Here is a 19902-nt window from a genome sequence, read left to right as displayed (position 1 = left end):
TTGTAGTGCCAATAGTCGCTTCTGCGGCTGTTGCCCCATAAGCCTGTACAAACCTGGAAAAATCCTGGTGCCGCTTTGCGGCGGGAGGGGCTGCGCCCCCAAAGGATTTCTTCCCCAATGGTCGCTTCTGCGACCATTGTAACATGATTGGCGAATCCCGTCAATAAAGGTCGCCTCTCACTTGACAGCATATGTGAAGTATGGTAACCTAATTTTAATTACTACTTACGAAATCGAGGTATCGCCATGGTTCAAATCATGTCCGACTCATCCGCACTCTACTCCATTGCCCAAGGAAAGGAAGTTGGCCTTGTGGTCAACCCTTTAAGCGTATCGGTCGCCGACAAAACCTATCGAGAATTTGAGGAGATTGACAGCGACACCTTTTTAAAATTGGTGATAGAAGGCAACACTCCTTCCTCTTCCCAGCCCTCTGTGGGGGAGACGCTGTCCCTCTATGAGCAGTATGGCGACGCCCCTCTTTTAAATATCACCGTGGCCGATGGCCTTTCCGGCACCTATCAGACCGCCAGTGCAGCCGCACAAAACATGCCGGAGGAGAAACGGAAGAACATCACCGTCATCAACTCAGGCACCCTTTGCGGTCCCCACCGGTATCTAGTGCAAAAGGCGTTGTCCCTGGCCAAAGAGGGCCTCTCCACCGAGGAAATCCTCAATGCCTTAGCGCCCAGCCTGGGCAATCACCGCTCCTTCCTCATCCCCAACGATTTTGATTTCCTGCGCCGGGGCGGGCGGTTGACCCCTTTGGCGGCTAAGGTCGGCGGCCTTTTGAAATTGGTACCGGTGATGACCACCACCAAGGACGGCAAACGGCTGGAGAAATTCGCCCTGTGCCGTTCCTTTGCCTCGGCTATGGAGACCATCTGCAAAAATTTCCTGGAAAATAAAGTGGGGCCGGAACATTATATCACCGTCAGCCATGCAGGGGCGCCTGCCCTGGCTCGTCAAGCCCTGGAAAAGCTGCGCGCCGTTTTCCCAGACAGTCAGATCGATGTCCTTAACCTGAGCCCGGCATTTATCACCCAAGGTGGCCCCCAGTGTGTGGCCATCCAGTATATTTTGAAATAAGACCGAAAGAGGAGGCTTGCCCTCCTCTTTTTTTGCTGGTATATTTAGACAATTGTCAAATTGATATTGACTTTCTTCTTCCAAGGGGATATTATTTAGACAGAAATCGATTTGACGATTATCGAAATGAGGTGAGACTATGGGGTTCCAGCAAACTTTCAAAGCACTCTCCGACCCCACTAGGCGGGAGATCCTGCGCCTGCTGCGGGACGGCGAGATGTCCGCCGGGGATCTCTCTTCCCATTTTTCCAGCACTGGGGCGACCATCTCCCATCATCTGTCCATCCTGCGGGACGCAGGGCTCATCCTGGACGAAAAACGGGGGAAATACATTTATTATGAACTCAACCTATCCGTCCTCGATGAAATTTTGGAATGGATTTCCAGCTTGAAAGGAGAACAAACCGATGAAACAGAATCGTAACTATCAAATCCTGGCTTGGATCTTGGCCTTTCTCCCCGCAGTGGCAGTGGCCGCCCTGTATTCCCGCCTCCCGGATCAACTGCCCATGCAGTGGGATTTTGGCGGTCAGGTAAGGTATGAACCCAAATGGCATATCTGGATCATCGCCGGAATGGCCCCCCTCTTCTGCGCCATGTTCTCGGTGCTCCCCAAAATTGACCCCCGCCGCCGCAACTACGCCAAATTCGGCGAAGCTTACCAGGGATTCCAGTGCATGATGATGGTTTTTCTGACGGTAATGGTTGGCATTGTCCTCACCGAAGGGCTGCGGCCCGGCACGGTGGAGGTGCGCCGGGTAGTCATCTTCCTGATGGCGGCGCTCTTCCTCTTCATCGGCAACCAGATGCCCAAGTTCCGGCAGAACTATTTCTGCGGCGTCAAAACCCCCTGGACTTTATCCAGCGAAACCGTATGGAACCGCACCCACCGGCTGGCTGGCCGGCTGATGTTCGCCGCGGGGGCAGTCAGTTTAATCGGGGCTTTCACCCCCCAGGCGGTATCCCTTTTTCTGGTGTTTGGCTCACTGATTGCCGCTACCCTCATCCCCGCCGTTATGAGCTACCGCTGGTACCAGCAGGAGACCGGGGGGCAATAACCCCCTATTTTTCGTAAAAAACCGCCCGCGCCAAAGTAAGGCGCGGGCGGTTTGCTTTTTTCGAAGTATTGTTTATTCTTCCTCGGTGGCGGTGACGGCGATGGACAGCTCCCGCAGGTTTTTCTCCTCTACAGCAGAGGGGCACATGGTCATCAACTCGCTGGAATTCTGCACTTTGGGGAAGGCGATGACGTCTTTGATAGAGTCCTTGCCCAGCATCAACATCACCAGGCGATCCAGACCGTAGGCCATACCGCCGTGGGGGGGCACACCGTATTGGAAGGCATTGAGCAGGAAGCCGAACCGCTCCTGCGCCTCCTCCTCGGTGAAGCCCAAGGCGGAGAACACCTTGCTCTGAATGTCCGGGTCGTTGATCCGGATGGAACCACCGCCCAGCTCGGTGCCGTTGAGCACCATGTCGTAGGCCCGGGCATAGACATGGCCCAGGTCGCCGCTGGCCATTTTGTCCAGGTCCTCCAGCTTGGGGGAGGTGAAGGGATGGTGCATCGCCATAAACCGGTTCTCTTCTTCGCTCCACTCGTACATGGGGAAGTCGGTGACCCACAAGAAGTCAAAGGTGCCGGGCTGGATGAGGTCCAACTTGCGGGCCAAATGGCTGCGCAGGGCGCCCAGGCTGTCGAAAACCACCTTGTTTTTGCTGTCGGCCACCAAGAGGAGGACATCGCCGGTCTCTGCGCCCAAGGCGGTGCGGATGGCGGTTTTCTCCTCCTCGGTGAGGAATTTCTCATAGGAGGAGGACTCGGCCTCAGCGGTCAGGCGGGTAAAGGCCAAGCCCTTAGCCCGGTAGGTTTTGACAAAGTCGGTCAGCTTGTCGATCTCTTTGCGGGTGAGGGTAGCCGCCGCACCTTTCACATTGATGCCCCGGACGCTTCCGCCCTCCGCCAGAGCACCGGCGAACACCTTGAACTCGCAGTTTTTCAGCAGATCGGAGAGGTCCACCAGCTCCAGGCCAAAGCGGGTATCCGGCTTATCGCTGCCATAGCGGCTCATGGCCTCGTCGTAGCACAGGCGCTTAAAGGGGGTCTTCACCTCCACGCTCAAAACCTTGTGGAACACCTCTTTGACAAACCCTTCGTTGACGGTCATCACGTCCTCTTCGTCTACAAAGGACATCTCCAGGTCGATCTGGGTGAATTCGGGCTGGCGGTCGGCCCGCAGGTCCTCGTCCCGGAAGCAACGGGCGATCTGCATGTACCGGTCATAACCGGAAAGCATCAGGATCTGTTTGTACAGCTGGGGGGACTGGGGCAGGGCAAAGAATTTGCCGGGGTGCACCCGGGAGGGCACCAGGTAGTCCCGGGCGCCTTCGGGGGTGGATTTGATGAGGATGGGGGTCTCAATCTCCAAAAACCCGTTGTTGTCATAGTAGTCACGGGCCACCTTGACGATCTTGTGCCGCATCATGATGGCGTTTTGCATCACTGGGCGGCGCAGGTCCAGGTAGCGGTATTTTAGCCGCAGCTCCTCTTTGACGTTGGTGTCGTTGACGATCTCAAAGGGCGGCGTCTGGGATTTGGCCAGCACCCGCAGGTCGTCCACATAGACTTCCACCTCGCCAGTGGGAATCTCGGTGTTGACCGACTCCCGGCGGCGGACCAGGCCCTTGGCCATCAGCACAAACTCCGCCCGGGCAGCAGCGGCTTTCTCAAAAATCTCCCGCTGGGTGCCGTCGTTAAAAGCCAGCTGGACGATACCGGTGCGGTCCCGCAGGTCGATAAACACCAGGTTGCCCAGATCCCTTGTCTTTTGCACCCAACCGGTGACCACAACCGTCTCACCGATGAGGCTGGGGAGCACCTCCCCGCAATAATGGGTTCGTTTGAGCCCTTGCATAGTATCTGCCATAATGTATTGCACTCCTTTGCAGCTAAATCGTTACAATTCCACCGGGTTCATCTGGCCAAGCAGGCCCTCCAGAACGGGGCCCGCCTCGCCGATCTGCTCAAACAGCCGGGCATACAGGGCGTCGGTCAGCTGGCAGAGCTCCACTTCCTGCTGCTGGCCGTCGGCCATCCGTTTCAGGTTGGCTTTGCCTGCCGCCAGCTCGTTGTCCCCCAGCACCAAGGTGTACGCCGCCCCGATTTTGTCGGCGTACTTCATTTGGGCTTTCAGGCTGCGGCCCACCGTGTCGGTCTCAGCCACAAAACCCTCCTGACGGAGCTGGGTGACCAGGCGCAGCGCCTCAATGGATGCGGCCTCCCCCATGGGGGCGATGTACAGGTCGCAGGGGCGTTCCTGGGGGAATTCACAGCCCCCGGCTTCCATCACCGCCAAAAGCCGCTCCAGGCCGATGGCAAAGCCCAGCCCGCAGGTGGCGGGTCCGCCCACCTCCTCCACCAAGCCGTCATACCGGCCGCCGCCGCAGACAGTGCCTTGGGCGCCGATCTGGTTGGAGACAAACTCAAACACCGTCTTGGTGTAGTAATCCAGCCCGCGGACGATGGTGGGGTCGATGGTATAGGGGATTTCCATAGCAGCAAGCCGCTGCTTCAGCCCTTCAAAGTGGGTGCGGCAGTCGTCGCAGAGGAAGTCCAGCACCACTGGAGCCCCTTTGGCGATCTCCTTGCACTCGGGGCATTTGCAGTCCAGGATGCGCAGGGGGTTCTTGTCCAGCCGCTCCAAACAGGTGGGGCAGAGCCGGTCGGTATACTGGGAGAAATACTCCTTCAGTGCGGCGTGGTAGCTGGGCCGGCAGTTGGGGCAACCGATGGAGTTGATCTCCAAGGTCAGGTTTTCCACCTCCAGCACCGACAGGCACTCGTGGATAAGGCTGATCACCTCAGCGTCTGCGCTGGGGGATTTTGCCCCCAACACCTCCACTCCAAACTGATGGAATTGGCGGTACCGGCCCTCCTGGGTGTTCTCATACCGGAAACAGGGGGTCACATAGCTGAGTTTGAGGGGCAGGGCCTCATTAAGGAGGCCGTTTTCCACCGCTGCCCGCACTACCCCAGCGGTGCCCTCCGGCTTTAGGGTGACCGAGCGGCCCTTTTTGTCATTGAAGGTGTACATCTCCTTCTGCACCACATCGGTGGTGTCCCCCACCGACCGGGTGAACAGCTCGGTGTGTTCAAATACCGGGGTGCGGATCTCCCCAAAACCATACAGTTTGGCAGTGCCCAGAAGGGTGCTCTCCAGGTATTGCAGCTTTCCAGTGCGGTCCGGCAGGAAATCCTGGGTGCCCTTGGGTCGTTTGGTCAGCAATGCCATCTATTCTCAAATCCTTTCTGTTTTCGTTATAAATATATCCAAAACGCCGCCAGGCGGCGATGGGAACCATAGGGGGCTTGCCGCAGGGGCCGCAACGATAAAAAATCCCCGTCTCCCTGTGCCCAATGCACAGAAGGGACGAGGAAAATTCCACGCGGTGCCACCCTGCTTAGGCGGACAGCGCCGCCTCACTTTTGCCCTTTTTAACGCAAAGGGGACACGGGCAGGGCTTGCGCAACGCTCACCTTGCCAGCTCGGCGGGTGTCCTTCCCACTGCAAATTCCGCTGGCCCTCTCAGCAGCCGGGCCATTCTCTGTGGCGGTTCGCAGCGCTACTATTCCCGCGTCAGCGCCGTTTCCATCTATACAAGAAGAGAACTATCTCTTGGGGTTTACAATATTTCTCCAGTCCAGGTCACCCCGATCCAGCGCGTGGATCAACGCTTCTGCTGTGGCGATGTTGGTCGCCGCCGGGATGTTGTGGACATCACACAGCCGAAGCAGGTTTGCCTCCTCCGGGTCGGTTGACCGGGTGGAGATGGGGTCCCGCAGGAACAAGAGCAGGTCAATTTCATTGCACTGGATGCGGGCAGCAATCTGTTGGCCGCCGCCTTGGCCGCCGCTCAAAAAGCGGAACACCGGAAGGCCGGTCGCCTCGGAGACCAATTTGCCAGTGGTGCCGGTGGCGCAGATGCTGTGCCTGCTGAGAATGCCGCAGTAAGCGATACAGAACTGTACCATCAGCTCTTTTTTTGAGTCATGGGCAATCAGTGCGATGTTCATGATGGATTCCCTCCCGTTACACACAGTCTAGTATAAACGATTTCTTCCTGTTTTGAAAGCCTTTTTTCCAAAAAAGTCAACCGATCGCCAAGGGAATGTACTTTCCCTCGATCCGCCCAGCCAGATTGGCGAACACCCGATGGCAAACGGTGGAATTGGGCAGGGGCCTGCCCTTGGCGGTGATCTCCATCACCTGATTCTCCTGGGGAATGACCCCGATTAACTGCACCCCCACCCCGTCGATAACTGCATCCAGGTCAGGGAGCATCTTCATCTTTGCCAGCTGGGGCGTCACTTTGTTGATAACGAGGCGGATATCCCCCACGCCGAGGGCCTCCAGCGTATCAGCGACTTTTCGGCCGTCCCGCACACAGATGGGGTCGGGGGTGACGACCAAAAGGGCACGGTCCGCCACTGCGGCTGCGGCCTGGAAATTGCGGCCCAGCCCAGCGGGCGTGTCCACCAATAGGTAATCAAAGTGATGGGCCAAGCCCCGGGTCAGGCGGATCAAATCCCCTTGATCTGGGATAAAACAGTGGTCATATGGGGCGGGCAGCAGATACAGCCCCTGCATGTAGGGGCAGGCCGCCATGGCCTTGATGGGTTCACAGCGGCGGGTCAGCACATCCGAGAGGTCGTAGACCGTCTCATCCTGCACCCCCAGCATAATGTCCATGCCTCTCAGGCCACTGTCCATCTCCAGCAGGAGGACCCGCTTGCCCGCCTGGGCCAGGGCCGCCCCCAACAGCACCGACACGGTAGATTTTCCCACCCCGCCCTTGCCGGAGGTCACTAGAATTGTCTGCGCCAACTGCATCGTTCCTTTCTGGCCCAAGCAAACCCTTCCCTGGCTTTTGGGGAGATAACCTGGATGGCTGTACCAGTTACACATTGCTCAAATATTTGTCCCAATGGAGGTCAAAAAACACGGCGCCGCTTTGGAAAGCCCCTCAAGCCGAGCTGAATTTCCCCCATAGGGACTGCTATAGAATCATTGTAGCATGCTTTTCCCTAAAATAACAATAGTTTCGGTGATTATTTTTCCCGGTTCTACACATTTTGGCGGGATTTTTATCCAATTCGCAGGATTTCCTTCCTCTTTTAGAAGAATGGCTATCCCCCGGCAATGTCGGCGCTTGCAAACCACTGGGCCCAGTAGGTGGCGCCGCCCAGGGTGTACCTGCCAATACCAGTCCGCGTAAAATCGGGGTCGACCATGTTTTGGTAGTGGAGCGGGGAATGGATCCATCCCTCGCAGGCATCGGCATTCACCCCACCGTATCCCTTGGCCAGGTTCTCCCCCAGCTTGGTGCGGGCGATGAGGGAGTAGCCCAGCTCCTCTTTTAGGGTGCTCCAGGATAGCCCGCCGGGCCTTTGATGGCTGTATTGGCCGGTGTAAGCGATTTCCATTGCCCGCACTGTGGCAATCTGACAGAGGGCTTCGTCCAGCAAAAGAGGGCCAACCCCTTCCTCGGCCCGGCAATCGTTGACAATGCCCAGGATCTCCTCCCGGGTGGCTGCAAGTTCCGGCTGGAGCGCCCTCGCTTCCGGTTCCAGCGCGGCGGCGCCGGCAAACCCTGCGGAATTGATCTTGACAATGTCGCCGGTTTCACGGCTGAGCTCGGTTACGCTGCCATCCTGCTCCACCCGGTAGGTGACGGTGTCGCTGGTGACCGTTTTGATGCCGTATCTCTCCTCCCGGACCGCCTCCCGCTTCCCCACCCCCAGGATGACCAGCTGGGCTTGGCAAACGGCGGTGTTCCCCGCCTCATCCGACACAAGGAGGGAAAAAACATAGGTACCAGGTTCTTGAAAATCCAGGTAACCCTCCCCATACTGAACGGTGAAATCTTTGCCTTTGCGGTTGTCGGTGTAAGTGTCAATGAAATCGGCGGCGCTGTAGGGCTCGGTGCGGGCCCCATCCGTGTCCACCCCATCCTCATAATGCCGGACTGTCACTGTTTTTGTGGTGACCTGGGGCGGTTCGTTGTCCTGCGCCAACAGGAGGCAGAGGGCCAATGCCGCCGCCAGCGCAGCCGCCGCGGCGATCCCTTTGATAATCTTGACCTCTCCGGCCATGTTGTGTCCCTCCCAATCCTTTCTTGTCCGCCGGTTAGGGGAGCAGCTCCCCCTTGGGGGGAACCTGTGCCGGGGTGGCGTTCAGGGAGAAATACTCGTCAAAGATGGCCTTGGCCACCGGCGCACCGGTGTAGCCGTGCCAACCCTTTTCAATGACCACCGCCACCGCGATCTGAGGGTCGTCCGCAGGGGCATAAGCGATAAAGGTGGAGTTTGGAAACTGATGGGTTTCAGGGGTACCTGTTTTTGATGCAACGGAAATTGGATAGTTCCCAAAGGTGGCGCTGGAAGTTCCCCCTGCGCCGGAAGCTGCGATCATGCCGCGGCGCACAACGTCAAACACCTCTTGGGAGGCATCCACCTGTTGGCGGATGGAAGGGGTGTGTTCCTGGTAGGTTTCTTCCCGAGTGTAGTCCTTCACCGCCTTGATGATGCTTACCTCCATCCGCTTTCCATCATTTGCCAAAGTGGCGGTATAGTTGGCCATCTGCAAGGGGGTCAGTTTGGTGTCCTTCTGGCCGATGGCCGCCTGGATCACGTTTCCCCCAGTCCAAGTCTCCCCTACGCTTTTGCTGAATTCAGGGGAGGAGAGGCGGCCCACCCGCTCAGGCAGTTCGATGCCGGTGGGCTGGCCCATGCCAAAACTGGAGGCGTAGTAGTTGATCCGGTCGATGCCGATCCGCCGCCCCACGTCGTAGAAGAAGATGTTACAGGATTTCTGAAGGGCGGTGATCACGTTGATGTCCCGATGGAAAGAGAGACATCCGGGCTGGTAGTCGTCAAAGAAGGTGTACTTCATGCCACAGAAAACAGTGCTGCTTTCGTCAATTTCTCCGCTAGCCAGGGCGGCGGTGGCCACCGTGGGCTTGAAGATGGAGCCAGGGGTGTATTCCCCCATCAGCGCCCGGTTGAACATGGGGTTCCGCTCATCCTTGAGCAGGTCGGAAAAATCCTGGTTGTAGGTGGTCAGGTGGTAATCCGGCCAACTGAGGAGCACCAACACTTCGCCAGTTTTGACATCGATGGCCGCCACCGCGCCGGCGTCCGCCTCACGCCCCTGGCCCACCGGGGCTGTGGCGTTGAGCAGCTGGATTTCCTGGATCAAAGCGTCTTTGGCCACCTGCTGCAATTTCTGGTCCAGGGTCAGCATGATGGTATTGCCGGGCACTGGGGTCTTTCCCTCGGTGACTTCCACCACATTCCCCTGGGAATTTAAGTAAATCTGCCGGGTGCCGTTCTGACCCCGCAGCTGGTCTTCAAACTGTTTTTCAATCCCCTCTTTGCCGATGACGCCGTTCATGGCGTACCCCTTGTCCTTGAGATCCTGGTATTCCTCGGCATAGATGGGCCCAATCCGCCCGATGATGTGGGGGGCCAGGTCATCGTTGACGTATTCCCGGACGGCGCTTTCCTGAATGTCCACCCCGGGCAGTTCAAACCCCCGCTCCTTGATCTTGGTAGCGGTGGTGATGGAGATATCCTCCGCAAAGGTGTAGGGGGTGGAGATGGAAAAGCCCCGCTGCTCCATCTCATACCGCACCCCGGCGATCTTCCGGGCGTCCTCGGGGGCGTACTCCTCCAGGTGGAACCGCTCGGTGGTCAGCCAGTATAGGACGTCGTCCACCGTGGCCGACTCCCCCACCCCGGCAAACTTCTTCAACCGGGCAACTTCAGCTTCATACCCCTCTTTGAATTGGAAAGGGGCCGCCTCAGTGATGGGCAGGTTGTCGATCCAGCTCTCCCCAGTCTCCTCCAACATGTTGATCACCTTGAGGATGGTCTCATTCTCCCTGCCCTTTTCCAGGAACGCCCGGTCCAGGACGATATTCCAGCCCACCCGGTTGACGGCAAAGGGCCGGCCATACCGGTCGGTGATCTCGCCCCGGGCGGCTTCCACCACCTGGCTGCGCTCGGTCCCCCGGTTGACCATGGCGTAGTATTCCTCTCCCTGGACAATCTGGAGCTGCATCAGCCGGATGATATAAATGAACAGCACCACCCCCAGGGCCGCAGAAAGCAGCATGACCCGGGAACGCTGTGTAGATAGTTTCATGGCGGCCTCCTTTGGTTACAGTTCCAGCTTGGACTGGTAAAAATCATAGAGCTTCCGGCTGCCCCAATAAAATAGGGGAGTAAACACGGTGGTGTACACCCCCGTGGGCAGAATTTTGGTTAAGTACAGGCGGAAGACATCCTCGTATCCCCACAGGGCGTAGAGGAAGAAAAACTGGGTGATCCCCAAAAAAAGGGCCGTCCCCCCGCAGAGGATAGCGGCGGAGAGGAGGTTGTTCTTCATCAGGTAGATCACCAAAAGGCCGATGGCCACGCAGATCACCAGCAGCTGGATGGAATAAAACCCGAAGACCGAAAAGGCCCCCAGGTCCAGGAGCATCCCGCCCAGAGCCCCCAGGAGGCCGCCGACGAACTCCCCTTCCACCATGGCGATGCACACCACTGCGGGAATCACCAGGTTGGGCTTAATTCCGAACACACTCAAAAAACCCGGTGTGGTCTGTAACACATACAGGGCCAAAAGGATGAGTACATAGGAGCAGTACTTGACTGCATAGACCTTGGCTTTGTTATTGTTCAAGCCCATCCCCCCTTCGTTAAAATCCAAAAACAGCACAAAACGGGAGCGCTTATTGGCGCCCCCGTCCCCTTTGTTATTCCGCTGCGGACGCCTGCCCTTCAAAGGAGGTGATCACCAGCACATCCTTAACGGTGCGCACATCCACCGCCGGCTCGATCACCGCGTACAGGGAAATGCCGTGGCTCTCGGTCCGCACCTCCCGGATGGTGCCGATCACCAAATCCTTGGGGTAAAGGCCACCCACGTTGGAGGTGATCACAATGTCCCCCGCCGAGGCCCCGCTCTCCCGCTGGAGGAGGGTCAGCTGGCACAGGCCTTCCTCCGCCAGGTCGATGCGGCCAGTTGTGATGCCGATGTCCTTGGTGCGGGAGTCATAGGAGCTGATCTCCAACATCACATCCAGGATGGTTGCCACCTTGGCATAGGTCGGCCCCACCTCCACTACCATTCCCACCAAGCCATCCTCAGTGATCACCGGGTCGTGGAGGCTGATGCCGTCCAGGGAACCTTTGTCGATGGTGAAGGCATAGAACCGGTCGTTGGGGTCCCGCCCGATGACAAAGGCGGTTTCAAAGTCAAAATCGGGGTTTTTCTCCTTGATATCCAGGTATTCCTTTAGCTGTTCGTTCTCCAGCTTGTATTTGTCAAATTCCAGCTGGCGCTGGGTCAGCCGCCGGTTCTCCTCCTTGAGGCGCTCGTTCTCCTCTAAGATCTCCCCAGAGCGGAACATCCGGTCAAACAGGCCGGAGAAACTGGCGCTCACCGACGCGCTGGCCTTTTGCAGCGGGTTGGTGAGAATCCCCAGGATCTGGGAAGTCATCGGTGCAAGGCCGCCGGTGTAGGCGGCGCGGAGCATAAACGCAAGCAGGAACGCCAGCACGGCAACCAATATTTTAAAGCGGATGCTTTTGAAGAAATCGCCCATGCTGTCATCCCCTTTTGGCGGCGTTTTCGAAAAAGGGGCCGCCTGTCCCGGGGTTTCTCCGGAGGAGCGGGCGGCCGAACAATAGAATTTTGCCTTTCGTTAATAGTTCTTGTCATCCTCGTCGGTGAGGACTTCCCGCAGCTTATCAATATCGTCCAGCACCTTGCCAGTGCCGTCAGCCACGCAGTCCAGGGGGCTTTCGGCGATGTACACCGACATGCCGGTCTCCTGGGCGATCAAGCGGTCCAGGCCCTTGAGGAGGGCGCCGCCGCCGGTCAGCACAATGCCGTGGTCGATGATGTCGGCCGAAAGCTCGGGCGGGGTGCGCTCCAAGGTGGTGCGGATGGCGTCCAGCACATTGGAAAGAGGCTCCACCAGGGCTTCCCGGACCTCGTCGGGGTGGATTTGGATATTCTTGGGAAGGCCGTCCACCAGGTTGCGGCCCTTGATTTCCATGGGCTGCTCATCCTCATAGGGATAGGCGGAGCCAATGGTGATCTTGATATCCTCTGCGGTGCGCTCACCGATGAGGAGGTTGTATTTCTTTTTCACATACTGGATGATGGAGGAATCGAACTCGTCTCCCCCCACCCGGACCGATTTGGCCGCCACAATGCCGCCCAGGGAGATGACCGCCACCTCGCTGGTCCCGCCGCCGATGTCCACCACCATGCTGCCGGTGGCCTCTGCCACGGGCAGGCCGGCGCCGATGGCCGCGGCCATGGGCTCCTCAATGATGGAGACCTGCCGGGCGCCCGCCTTGAAGGCGGCCTCCTTGACGGCCCGGCGCTCCACGGCGGTGACCCCAGAGGGGATGCAGATGATCACCCGGGGCCGGGCGAATTTGGAGCCGCCGCAAGCCTTGCGGATAAAACTTTGCAGCATGCTTGCCGTGATGTCAAAATCTGCGATAACGCCATCCTTCAAGGGGCGCACCGCCACGATGGAGCCGGGGGTACGGCCGATGACGTCCTTGGCCTCCTGGCCCACATACCGAACAGTGTCGGTGCGGGTGTCCACCGCCACAACCGAGGGCTCCCGCATAATGATGCCTTTTCCCTTCATAAAAATCAAGGTATTGGCTGTGCCTAGGTCGACACCGATATCTTTGGAAAACCCTAAATTCAAATTCATACGGTCTAGAAACGACATGTGGCGCGAATCCCCTTTCCACTTCTACTCTCTAACTCTATTCGAAAGCCATATGGCAAATAGTCCTTTAACTCATTCATTATAACCGCAAAGCCCCGATAACTCAACGTTTTTTTTCGGATTTCAGGCTTTGTTCATCTATTTTTCAATTTTTGGTAAATCGCCTGGACCGGAAGGCCCATCACATTGTAATAGTCTCCCTCAATCCCTTCAATATACGCGCTTCCAAAGCCCTGGATGCCATAGGCGCCCGCTTTGTCAAAGGGTTCGCCGGTGGCGATGTACGCCTCCATCTCCCCCTCGTCCATGGGGGCGAAGCGGACTTTGGTGCCCATGGCGAAGGTCTCCTCACCCAACGGCCCCACCAAGGCCACGCCGGTGTAAACCATATGGTCCCGCCCCTGCAATTTTTGCAGCATGGCCCGGCTTCTCTGTGGGGTTTTCGGCTTGCCCAAAATTTCATCCCCCACAACCACAATGGTATCCGCCCCGATGACCAGGGCGGCGGGATGGGCGGCGGCCACCTCTTTGGCCTTGTGGAGGGCCAGTTGCTGGACGGTCTCTTGGGGGGAGAGCCCCTCCTTAACGACTTCCTCTCCCAGGGCGGGGATCACCTCATACTCCGGCACAATCAGCCGCAGCAGCTCCTGCCGCCTGGGGGAACCGGATGCCAAAATCACTTGTTTTTCCATCTCTTTCCCCTTTTCTACAGCCGTTTGATAGCGCCTTTGTAGGCGAACAGCGCTGCGGTGATGGTGAATATTTGGGCTACATTGATGCCCATTTCCAGCCCAAAGGCCACCCGGACCACCGAGAGATCCAGCACCATGGGGGAGGCGGCGGAGATGCCCACCGTCTTCCCATAGGCCAGCCAGGAGAGGAAGGGGACCCCTTCCGATAAGCTGGCGATCAGCGAGCCGATGATAATGCCCGCGATGATAAAAAATAAAAACACCAGGTTCTTTTTCAGTTTCATTGTGTCCATACCATCCAAGTTATTGTTGTTTCACGCCGGTGGAGCCAAAGCCCCCCGACCCCCGACCGGTGCCGGAGAGCTGTTCGGCCTCCCGAAGTTCCGGGGTCAGAACCGGCAGCAGAACCAACTGGGCGATGCGGTCCCCGTTTTCCACCACAAAGGGCTCCTCCCCGTGGTTGATAAGGCCCACCTGTACCTCGCCCCGGTAATCCCAGTCGATAACCCCCACCCCGTTGGCAGGGACCACTCCTTTTTTTACCCCCAGGCCGCTGCGGCCAAAGACAAAGCCCGCCACCCCAGAAGGCAGCTCCAGGGCGATGCCGGTGGGCACCCGGCCGATCTTCCCCGGCCCGATGGTCATGGGCTCGGGGAGGCAGGCGCACAGGTCGTAGCCGGCGCTCCCTTCGGTGGCCCGGCTGGGCAGCTGGGCCCCGGGGGACAGCTTTTTCACAAGCAGTTCCATCAAAAACCCCCTTACAGCACGTTGCGGTAGTAGAGGCCCCGGGTCTTATCCCCCTCTGGCCGACCGCCAAAGGCGTATTCCCTGACGATCCTCTCGCAGGTTTTGCCGTCCTCGCAGGTGAAGTAGAGGGTCAGGAAGGAAAAGCCCTCCAATTCCTCTTTCCGGTCGGCCAGGTAGACCGGCACCGAATTGAACAGCTCGCTGATGCCGCTGCCGCAGTCCACCATAAACTCCACCCCTTTGCGGTCGGTGAGGGTGTTCCATTTCCGGCCGCAGGCCTTGCAGCCCATGGCGGCTTTGATGGGGCAGTTGCGCAGGGCCATCAACGGGAAATAGCCGTAGGCCAAGATGCCATAGGGCAGGTAGTCACCCAATTTTTTGGCCTTGAATAGATTGATTTCAAAGGAGAGTTCCGCGTCCTTGAGGCCCAGCTCCGCTGCGGCCTTCAGGGCGTGGGAATTGTTGAGGTTTAAGGAGAACCCACCGTGGATTTCCAGCCCTGCTTCCCGGGCCAGTCGGACTGCCCCCAGGTTGCCGGCCCATGCCTTGGTGATCCCCTTTTGCTTCAGTCTGCCCAGTTTTTCTTGGGTAGAATCGGCTGGGCCGAAGAGAATCCGGGGGATTTCCACCGCCATCTTCTCCGGGCAGGGGATAGCCCCTGCCTCCAGCGCGGCCAGCAGGGCGTCCACCGGCATGGCGATCTGCTCACACTGCTCCAGCATCAGGGGTGAGAGCTGGGCCGCAGTCAGCACTCTGGCCCGTAGGGCCGGGATCTTGATATTCAGCAATTTGGGGTGGTTGCGGGGCACCACATCCTGGAAGGGCACCGGATGGAGGGCGCTGCGCTTCTCGCCGATCTCCTCCAGCACCTGGCGGCGCATGGCATTGAGGGCGGACACCGGCAGGATCAGCCCCTCGCCGATGTCGGCGGTCAGCTCCCCCAGATAATAGGGGGTGCCGCCGGTTTTGGCAAGGCTCTGGGCCACCTTTTCTTGGGTGGTGGGCTTATTCTCTGCAATTTGGGGCACATCCCCCTGGGCGAAGGCGGCGTTGCCATCCTCATCCCGGGCGGCCAGGGCGGCGGGCTCCCCCGCCTCCAGCTGGAAGTCAAAGTCCACCCGCACCCGGGGAGCCTCTTTGCCGTAGAGCTTGGCAAGGTCCCCCAGCACCCCTTGGGCGGAGACCACATCCTCCTTCTGGCGGACGCCAAACATGGTTTTGTCGATTTTATCATCAAAATAGCCGGTTGTGAACCCGCTGCGGGAAAAGACCGACCGCAGGGCATCAAAGTCCACCGGGCGGCCCTCCACGGCGTTTTTCACCGCGGTGACCGCCGCAGCCACATATTCGGGGCGCTTCATCCGCCCCTCGATCTTCAGGGCATGGACCCCGCTGTCCCGCAGTTCCGCCATCCGGTCGGCCAGGGTCAGGTCTTTGAGGGAGAGGCCGTATTCCGCCCCGCCTTTGGCCTGGAAGGGCAGGCGGCAGGGCTGGGCGCACAGGCCCCGGTTTCCGCTGCGCTCCCCGATCATCGAGCTCAAGTAGCACTGGCCGGAGACGCACATGCACAGCGCCCCATGGACGAAGATCTCCGTCTCCACGTCGGTGTGCTCGTTGATGTACCGGATCTCCTCTTTGGAGAGCTCCCGGGCCAACACCACCCGCTGGCAGCCCAAAGCCTGGGCCTCCAGCACGCCGGCCAGGTTGTGGACGGCCATCTGGGTGGAGGCGTGGATGGGCAGGTCTGGGGCGCAGGCTTTCACCATTTTGGCAACGCCCAAGTCTTGGACCAACAGGGCATCCACCCCCAGGCGGGCAGCGGTTTCAATGGCCGCCACCACCTCGTCAGTCTCCTCGTCAAACATGACGGTGTTTAGAGTCTGGTAGACCTTGACCCCCCGCTCATGGCAGTAGGAAACCGCCCGGGCCAGTTCCTCGTCGTCAAAGTTGGCGGCGTTGCGCCGGGCGTTAAGGGCCTTTGAGCCCAGATACACCGCGTTTGCCCCGCAGCGAACCGCAGCTACCAGCGAATCGTAACTGCCTGCGGGGGCCAATATCTCTAATGTTCCAGTTGTGTTCATCGTTTCTTCCATTCCGCCTGTTCGGCTGTTTTTATTCGTGTTCCCCTTTTTCCAGCAGTTCCAGCTGGCGGGTCAGCCGCTCGATCTCCCGCTTGGATTCCTCCAACTCGATGCGGGCGCGGGCGGCGTCCTCCAGATAATCGGTGAGCTGGCCCCGCATGTGGTCGGCGCTGGCCTCGCTCTTTTTGTAGGCGTCCTCAAAGTTGATGGCGCAGAGCACCAGCGCATCGTTAAGGGTCAGGCCGCTGTTGTTTTCCAACAAGCTGCGCAGCTGCTCATCCAGCGACTTGGCCAGCCCCCGCACATAGCTTTCATCCTCCGGGGTGGAGATCACATACCTTGACCCATACACTTCTATGCGTACCCGGTTCATTTCAAACTCCTCCATTCCGCCGCCCATGGCGGCATTTGCTTTGTATCCATCGCAGCCTGGGGCCGCTGGTTTTCTGTCCCGTAAAGCCCTCTCCCCCAAAAGAGAGGGAAAATTCGCCGTTCTGCGACTATTATAAACTATTTTGCCCCCTGAGAAAAGGGGGCGGGGTGGCCCCAGGCCCCTTTTTCCGAAAAAAAGCCCACCAGGCCGGGGAATTTCTTGCGCGGCAGGGAAAAAACTACTATAATGAGAATAATACCTATGCAGTTACCATTCCACCCGTCGCCCTGGCGATGGAGAAATGAGGACATATATGGCAAACTCAGCTTATGACATGAGCGCCGACCGCGCTTCCCGGCTCATCCGCCGTTATTTGGAAGAGGATTTGCAGGTGGAGCCGGACCGGGCCAGCGACCAGCAGTTCTACAAAGCTACGGCCATGGCGGCGAAACAGCTTTTGGCAGAAAAATACCGCCGCTTCTCCGCCCAGGCAGGGTCCCAGGGGAAAAAGCAGGTCTCGTACCTGAGCATGGAATTCCTTCTGGGCCGCTCCTTAAAAAATTCCCTGTACAACTTGGGGGTGCTGGAACCCTTCCGCCAAGCCCTGGAGGGGATGGGCGTCAACCTGGAAAACCTCTATGAGCAGGAGCCGGACGCCGGTTTAGGCAACGGGGGGCTGGGCCGCCTGGCCGCCTGTTACCTGGATGCCCTGGCCACCCAGGAACTGCCCGCTACCGGCTACTGCATCCTCTACGAATACGGCATCTTTCAACAGAAGATCATCGACGGCTGGCAGACCGAACAGCCCGATCTGTGGCTCCCCGGAGGCGAGGTGTGGCTCACCCCCCGCCCCGATGAGTCGGTGGCGGTGCGCTTCGGCGGCCGCATCGAAGAGTTCTGGGAGGAAGGGTACCACCACGTGATTCACAAGGACTACACCACCGTCACCGCCATCCCCTACGACATGTATGTCTCCGGCTACCACAGCGGCGGGGTCAGCCTTTTGCGGCTGTGGCAGGCCAAGCGCCCCGGGGTGGATATGGAGTCCTTTAACCGGGGGGATTACATCGGCGCCTTTGGCCAAAGCTCCCTGGGGGAGGCCATCAGCAAAATCCTCTACCCCAACGACAGCCACACCGAGGGCAAACTTCTGCGGCTGCGCCAGCAATACTTTTTGGTGGCCGCCTCGGTGCGGGACATTGTCAAGCGCCATATGGACATCTACGGCAGCCTTGAAAACTTCGCCGAGAAAAACGCCATCCACATCAACGACACCCACCCCACCCTGGCCATCCCCGAGCTGATGCGCATCCTGCTGGATGAGTGCGGCTATGGCTGGGATCAGGCGTGGGACGTGGTGAAAAACACCTTTGCCTACACCAACCACACGGTGCTGGCCGAGGCGCTGGAGCGGTGGAACAGCGACCTGTTCCAGTCCCTCCTGCCCCGCATCCACCAGATCATCTTGGAGATCAACCGCCGGCTGTGCGCCGAGCTCTACGAGCAATACCACCTGGACTCCCCCGCCGTGGCCCAGATGGCCATCTTGGGCGACCATGAGCTGCGGATGGCCAACCTCTGCGTGGCCGCCTGCCACAGCGTCAACGGGGTGTCCGGCCTCCACTCGGAGATCATCCGCCGGGATTTGTTCCGGGATTTTGCCGCCATCCAGCCGGAGAAATTCTGCAACGTCACCAACGGCATTGCCTCCCGCCGGTGGTTGGGCCAGGCCAATCCCCTCCTGACCGATTTGATCACCGACTGCATCGGCGGCGGGTTCCTAAAGGATTTTTCCCGCTTGGCGGAGTTTGGCCGGTTCCGGGACGACGCCCAGGTGCTGGAACGCCTGGCGGAAATTAAGCGGCAGAACAAGCTGCGTCTGGCCGAATACCTGAAACGAAAAACCGGGGAGGAACTGAACCCCGACTCCATCTTCGACGTGCAGGTCAAGCGCCTGCACGAATACAAGCGCCAACAGATGAACGCCCTGGAAATTCTGGCCCAATACCAGTCCCTCAAGGACGACCCAGGCCAGGACTTCACCCCCCGCACCTACCTCTTCGGGGCGAAAGCCGCGCCGGGGTATTACCTGGCCAAACAGATCATCAAGCTGTTGTGCACCCTCGCCCGGGTCATCGATTCCGACCCCCAGGTGCGGGACAAAATGCGGGTTTGTTATCTGGAGGACTACAATGTCACCCTGTCAGAAATTTTAATGCCGGCCTGTGAAATCTCCGAGCAGATCTCCCTGGCGGGCAAAGAGGCCTCCGGCACCGGAAATATGAAGCTGATGCTGGGCGGCGCCGTCACCTTGGGCACCCTGGACGGCGCCAATGTGGAGATCGCCCAGGCCGTGGGCCTGGACAACATCCTCATCTTCGGGATGACCGCCCAGGAGGTGGAGGCCCGCAAGGCCGCTGGCTATCACCCGGAGGAAATCTACCAGCAGAACCCCATTGTCCGCCGGGCTTTGGACGCCCTGCGGGATGGCATCGGCGGGGAGACTTTCCCCGACCTCTACCGCTCCCTGCGGTACGACGACCCCTACATGGTGCTGGCGGATTTCGACGCCTACCGGGCCGCCCGGAGGGAATCGGAACGGCTTTATGAGAACCGGCCCCTCTTTAACAGAATGAGCCTTGCCAACATCGCCGCATCCGGGGTGTTCTGTGCCGACCGGGCAGTGGGAGAGTACGCCGAACACATCTGGGATCTCCGCTGATTTTTCACAGCCCCATTCGCCAAAGCCTTATTATGGCCGCTGACCGCTGTTCAGCGGCCCTTTCTTTCCATCTCTCGCCAAAAAAGGAGGGCGCCTATGCCGATTCCCATTTTTGACAGCCGCGACCTTCGCTGCAAATCCCCGTTTGGCGCCGTCAAGGCCGGGGAGACGGTGTCGTTCACCCTCTTCCCTCCGCCGGGGACCTTGGGGGCGGAGCTGCTGGTATTCCCCGCCGACCAGTGGGATTCCCCCCGGCGCATCCCTTTCAGCCCGGCCCTTTCAGAGGGGCGCCCCGCCTGGCAGGGCAGTTTTGTCCCCCAGGAGCCCGCCCTCCTCTTTTACCGGTTTGAGCTCAGGGCAGTTTTGTCCCCCAGGAGC

General features: G+C 59.0%; 18 protein-coding genes, 1 pseudogene and 1 other annotated feature. Of the genes and pseudogenes, 5 read left to right on the top strand and 14 right to left on the bottom strand.

The features are described 5' to 3' along the window. The first annotated feature begins 246 nt into the window (after window positions 1–246). From RDQ42_RS01470 to RDQ42_RS01460, 3 genes are all read left to right on the top strand, one after another. Complete coding sequence (locus RDQ42_RS01470; protein WP_054332542.1) at window positions 247–1089, top strand: DegV family protein; 843 nt, start codon at window positions 247–249, stop codon at window positions 1087–1089. 139 nt (window positions 1090–1228) lie between these two features. After that, on the top strand, window positions 1229–1513 hold the full coding sequence (locus RDQ42_RS01465) for an autorepressor SdpR family transcription factor (protein WP_071427451.1): 285 nt from the start codon (window positions 1229–1231) through the stop codon (window positions 1511–1513). After that, window positions 1497–2147 (top strand): SdpI family protein, encoded by a 651-nt coding sequence (locus RDQ42_RS01460; RefSeq protein WP_231358662.1) that lies wholly within the window; start codon window positions 1497–1499, stop codon window positions 2145–2147. The genes RDQ42_RS01465 and RDQ42_RS01460 overlap by 17 nt, the downstream gene beginning before the upstream one ends. Window positions 2148–2219: 72 nt before the next feature. Here RDQ42_RS01460 and aspS read toward each other — a convergent pair whose 3' ends face one another. The 14 genes from aspS to RDQ42_RS01390 all read right to left on the bottom strand — a co-directional run bounded on the left by aspS (window position 2220) and on the right by RDQ42_RS01390 (window position 16802). Continuing rightward, complete coding sequence (aspS, locus tag RDQ42_RS01455; RefSeq protein ID WP_308588151.1) at window positions 2220–4013, bottom strand: aspartate--tRNA ligase; 1794 nt, start codon at window positions 4011–4013, stop codon at window positions 2220–2222. Window positions 4014–4043: 30 nt separating this feature from the next. Continuing rightward, complete coding sequence (gene hisS, locus RDQ42_RS01450) at window positions 4044–5378, bottom strand: histidine--tRNA ligase (RefSeq protein WP_054332450.1); 1335 nt, start codon at window positions 5376–5378, stop codon at window positions 4044–4046. A 131-nt stretch (window positions 5379–5509) separates the two neighbouring features. After that, window positions 5510–5736, bottom strand: a binding site (T-box leader). Between the two features lie 19 nt (window positions 5737–5755). Then, window positions 5756–6160, bottom strand: coding sequence for a methylglyoxal synthase (locus tag RDQ42_RS01445; protein WP_071427453.1), 405 nt, complete (start codon window positions 6158–6160; stop codon window positions 5756–5758). 76 nt (window positions 6161–6236) lie between these two features. Continuing rightward, window positions 6237–6971 carry a P-loop NTPase gene (locus RDQ42_RS01440; protein WP_071428423.1) on the bottom strand — a complete coding sequence of 245 codons (735 nt, stop codon included), beginning with the start codon at window positions 6969–6971 and terminating at the stop codon, window positions 6237–6239. Between the two features lie 302 nt (window positions 6972–7273). Then, a complete protein-coding gene (locus RDQ42_RS01435) occupies window positions 7274–8239 on the bottom strand; it encodes a CAP domain-containing protein (RefSeq protein WP_308588149.1) in 966 nt (321 codons plus the stop codon). A 34-nt stretch (window positions 8240–8273) separates the two neighbouring features. After that, on the bottom strand, window positions 8274–10292 hold the full coding sequence (locus RDQ42_RS01430; protein ID WP_054332447.1) for a penicillin-binding transpeptidase domain-containing protein: 2019 nt from the start codon (window positions 10290–10292) through the stop codon (window positions 8274–8276). Window positions 10293–10307: 15 nt separating this feature from the next. Continuing rightward, window positions 10308–10832: a rod shape-determining protein MreD gene (locus tag RDQ42_RS01425; protein ID WP_162273111.1), complete on the bottom strand. Its 525-nt coding sequence runs from the start codon at window positions 10830–10832 to the stop codon at window positions 10308–10310. Between the two features lie 73 nt (window positions 10833–10905). Then, window positions 10906–11757: a rod shape-determining protein MreC gene (mreC, locus tag RDQ42_RS01420; protein WP_071427456.1), complete on the bottom strand. Its 852-nt coding sequence runs from the start codon at window positions 11755–11757 to the stop codon at window positions 10906–10908. Window positions 11758–11856: 99 nt separating this feature from the next. After that, entirely contained in the window at window positions 11857–12909 is a 1053-nt protein-coding gene (locus RDQ42_RS01415) for a rod shape-determining protein (RefSeq protein ID WP_071427457.1), read from the bottom strand. 134 nt (window positions 12910–13043) lie between these two features. After that, window positions 13044–13601 (bottom strand): nucleoside triphosphate pyrophosphatase, encoded by a 558-nt coding sequence (locus RDQ42_RS01410; protein WP_231358659.1) that lies wholly within the window; start codon window positions 13599–13601, stop codon window positions 13044–13046. Window positions 13602–13615: 14 nt separating this feature from the next. After that, complete coding sequence (locus RDQ42_RS01405; protein WP_071427458.1) at window positions 13616–13885, bottom strand: DUF4321 domain-containing protein; 270 nt, start codon at window positions 13883–13885, stop codon at window positions 13616–13618. Between the two features lie 19 nt (window positions 13886–13904). Next, window positions 13905–14348 carry a dUTP diphosphatase gene (gene dut, locus RDQ42_RS01400; protein WP_054332442.1) on the bottom strand — a complete coding sequence of 148 codons (444 nt, stop codon included), beginning with the start codon at window positions 14346–14348 and terminating at the stop codon, window positions 13905–13907. 11 nt (window positions 14349–14359) lie between these two features. Next, window positions 14360–16429 (bottom strand): U32 family peptidase, encoded by a 2070-nt coding sequence (locus RDQ42_RS01395; RefSeq protein ID WP_231358657.1) that lies wholly within the window; start codon window positions 16427–16429, stop codon window positions 14360–14362. Window positions 16430–16460: 31 nt separating this feature from the next. After that, window positions 16461–16802: a cell division protein ZapA gene (locus RDQ42_RS01390; RefSeq protein WP_162273112.1), complete on the bottom strand. Its 342-nt coding sequence runs from the start codon at window positions 16800–16802 to the stop codon at window positions 16461–16463. A 313-nt stretch (window positions 16803–17115) separates the two neighbouring features. On the opposite strand from RDQ42_RS01390, the gene RDQ42_RS01385 reads away from it, so the two are divergent. Both RDQ42_RS01385 and RDQ42_RS01380 read left to right on the top strand, forming a co-directional pair. After that, a complete protein-coding gene (locus RDQ42_RS01385; protein ID WP_308588146.1) occupies window positions 17116–19524 on the top strand; it encodes a glycogen/starch/alpha-glucan phosphorylase in 2409 nt (802 codons plus the stop codon). A 96-nt stretch (window positions 19525–19620) separates the two neighbouring features. Further along, window positions 19621–19902, top strand: a pseudogene (locus RDQ42_RS01380) (hypothetical protein); the annotation flags it as partial.

The sequence above is a fragment of the uncultured Merdimmobilis sp. genome (genome assembly GCF_902471145.1).
Lineage (GTDB): Bacteria > Bacillota > Clostridia > Oscillospirales > Ruminococcaceae > Merdimmobilis > Merdimmobilis hominis.
Note: the sequence above shows the minus strand (reverse complement) of the source record. Positions and strands in the feature narration are given on the sequence as shown.

Coding starts and splice junctions, on each gene's coding strand:
- RDQ42_RS01465 (WP_071427451.1), top strand. CDS start 1,229: ATGGGGTTCCAGCAAACTTTCAAAGCACTCTCCGACCCCACTAGGCGG.
- RDQ42_RS01395 (WP_231358657.1), bottom strand. CDS start 16,429: ATGAACACAACTGGAACATTAGAGATATTGGCCCCCGCAGGCAGTTAC.
- RDQ42_RS01385 (WP_308588146.1), top strand. CDS start 17,116: ATGGCAAACTCAGCTTATGACATGAGCGCCGACCGCGCTTCCCGGCTC.
- hisS (WP_054332450.1), bottom strand. CDS start 5,378: ATGGCATTGCTGACCAAACGACCCAAGGGCACCCAGGATTTCCTGCCG.
- RDQ42_RS01410 (WP_231358659.1), bottom strand. CDS start 13,601: ATGGAAAAACAAGTGATTTTGGCATCCGGTTCCCCCAGGCGGCAGGAG.
- dut (WP_054332442.1), bottom strand. CDS start 14,348: ATGGAACTGCTTGTGAAAAAGCTGTCCCCCGGGGCCCAGCTGCCCAGC.
- RDQ42_RS01435 (WP_308588149.1), bottom strand. CDS start 8,239: ATGGCCGGAGAGGTCAAGATTATCAAAGGGATCGCCGCGGCGGCTGCG.
- RDQ42_RS01430 (WP_054332447.1), bottom strand. CDS start 10,292: ATGAAACTATCTACACAGCGTTCCCGGGTCATGCTGCTTTCTGCGGCC.
- RDQ42_RS01460 (WP_231358662.1), top strand. CDS start 1,497: ATGAAACAGAATCGTAACTATCAAATCCTGGCTTGGATCTTGGCCTTT.
- aspS (WP_308588151.1), bottom strand. CDS start 4,013: ATGGCAGATACTATGCAAGGGCTCAAACGAACCCATTATTGCGGGGAG.
- RDQ42_RS01415 (WP_071427457.1), bottom strand. CDS start 12,909: ATGTCGTTTCTAGACCGTATGAATTTGAATTTAGGGTTTTCCAAAGAT.
- RDQ42_RS01470 (WP_054332542.1), top strand. CDS start 247: ATGGTTCAAATCATGTCCGACTCATCCGCACTCTACTCCATTGCCCAA.
- RDQ42_RS01390 (WP_162273112.1), bottom strand. CDS start 16,802: ATGAACCGGGTACGCATAGAAGTGTATGGGTCAAGGTATGTGATCTCC.
- RDQ42_RS01405 (WP_071427458.1), bottom strand. CDS start 13,885: ATGAAACTGAAAAAGAACCTGGTGTTTTTATTTTTTATCATCGCGGGC.
- mreC (WP_071427456.1), bottom strand. CDS start 11,757: ATGGGCGATTTCTTCAAAAGCATCCGCTTTAAAATATTGGTTGCCGTG.
- RDQ42_RS01445 (WP_071427453.1), bottom strand. CDS start 6,160: ATGAACATCGCACTGATTGCCCATGACTCAAAAAAAGAGCTGATGGTA.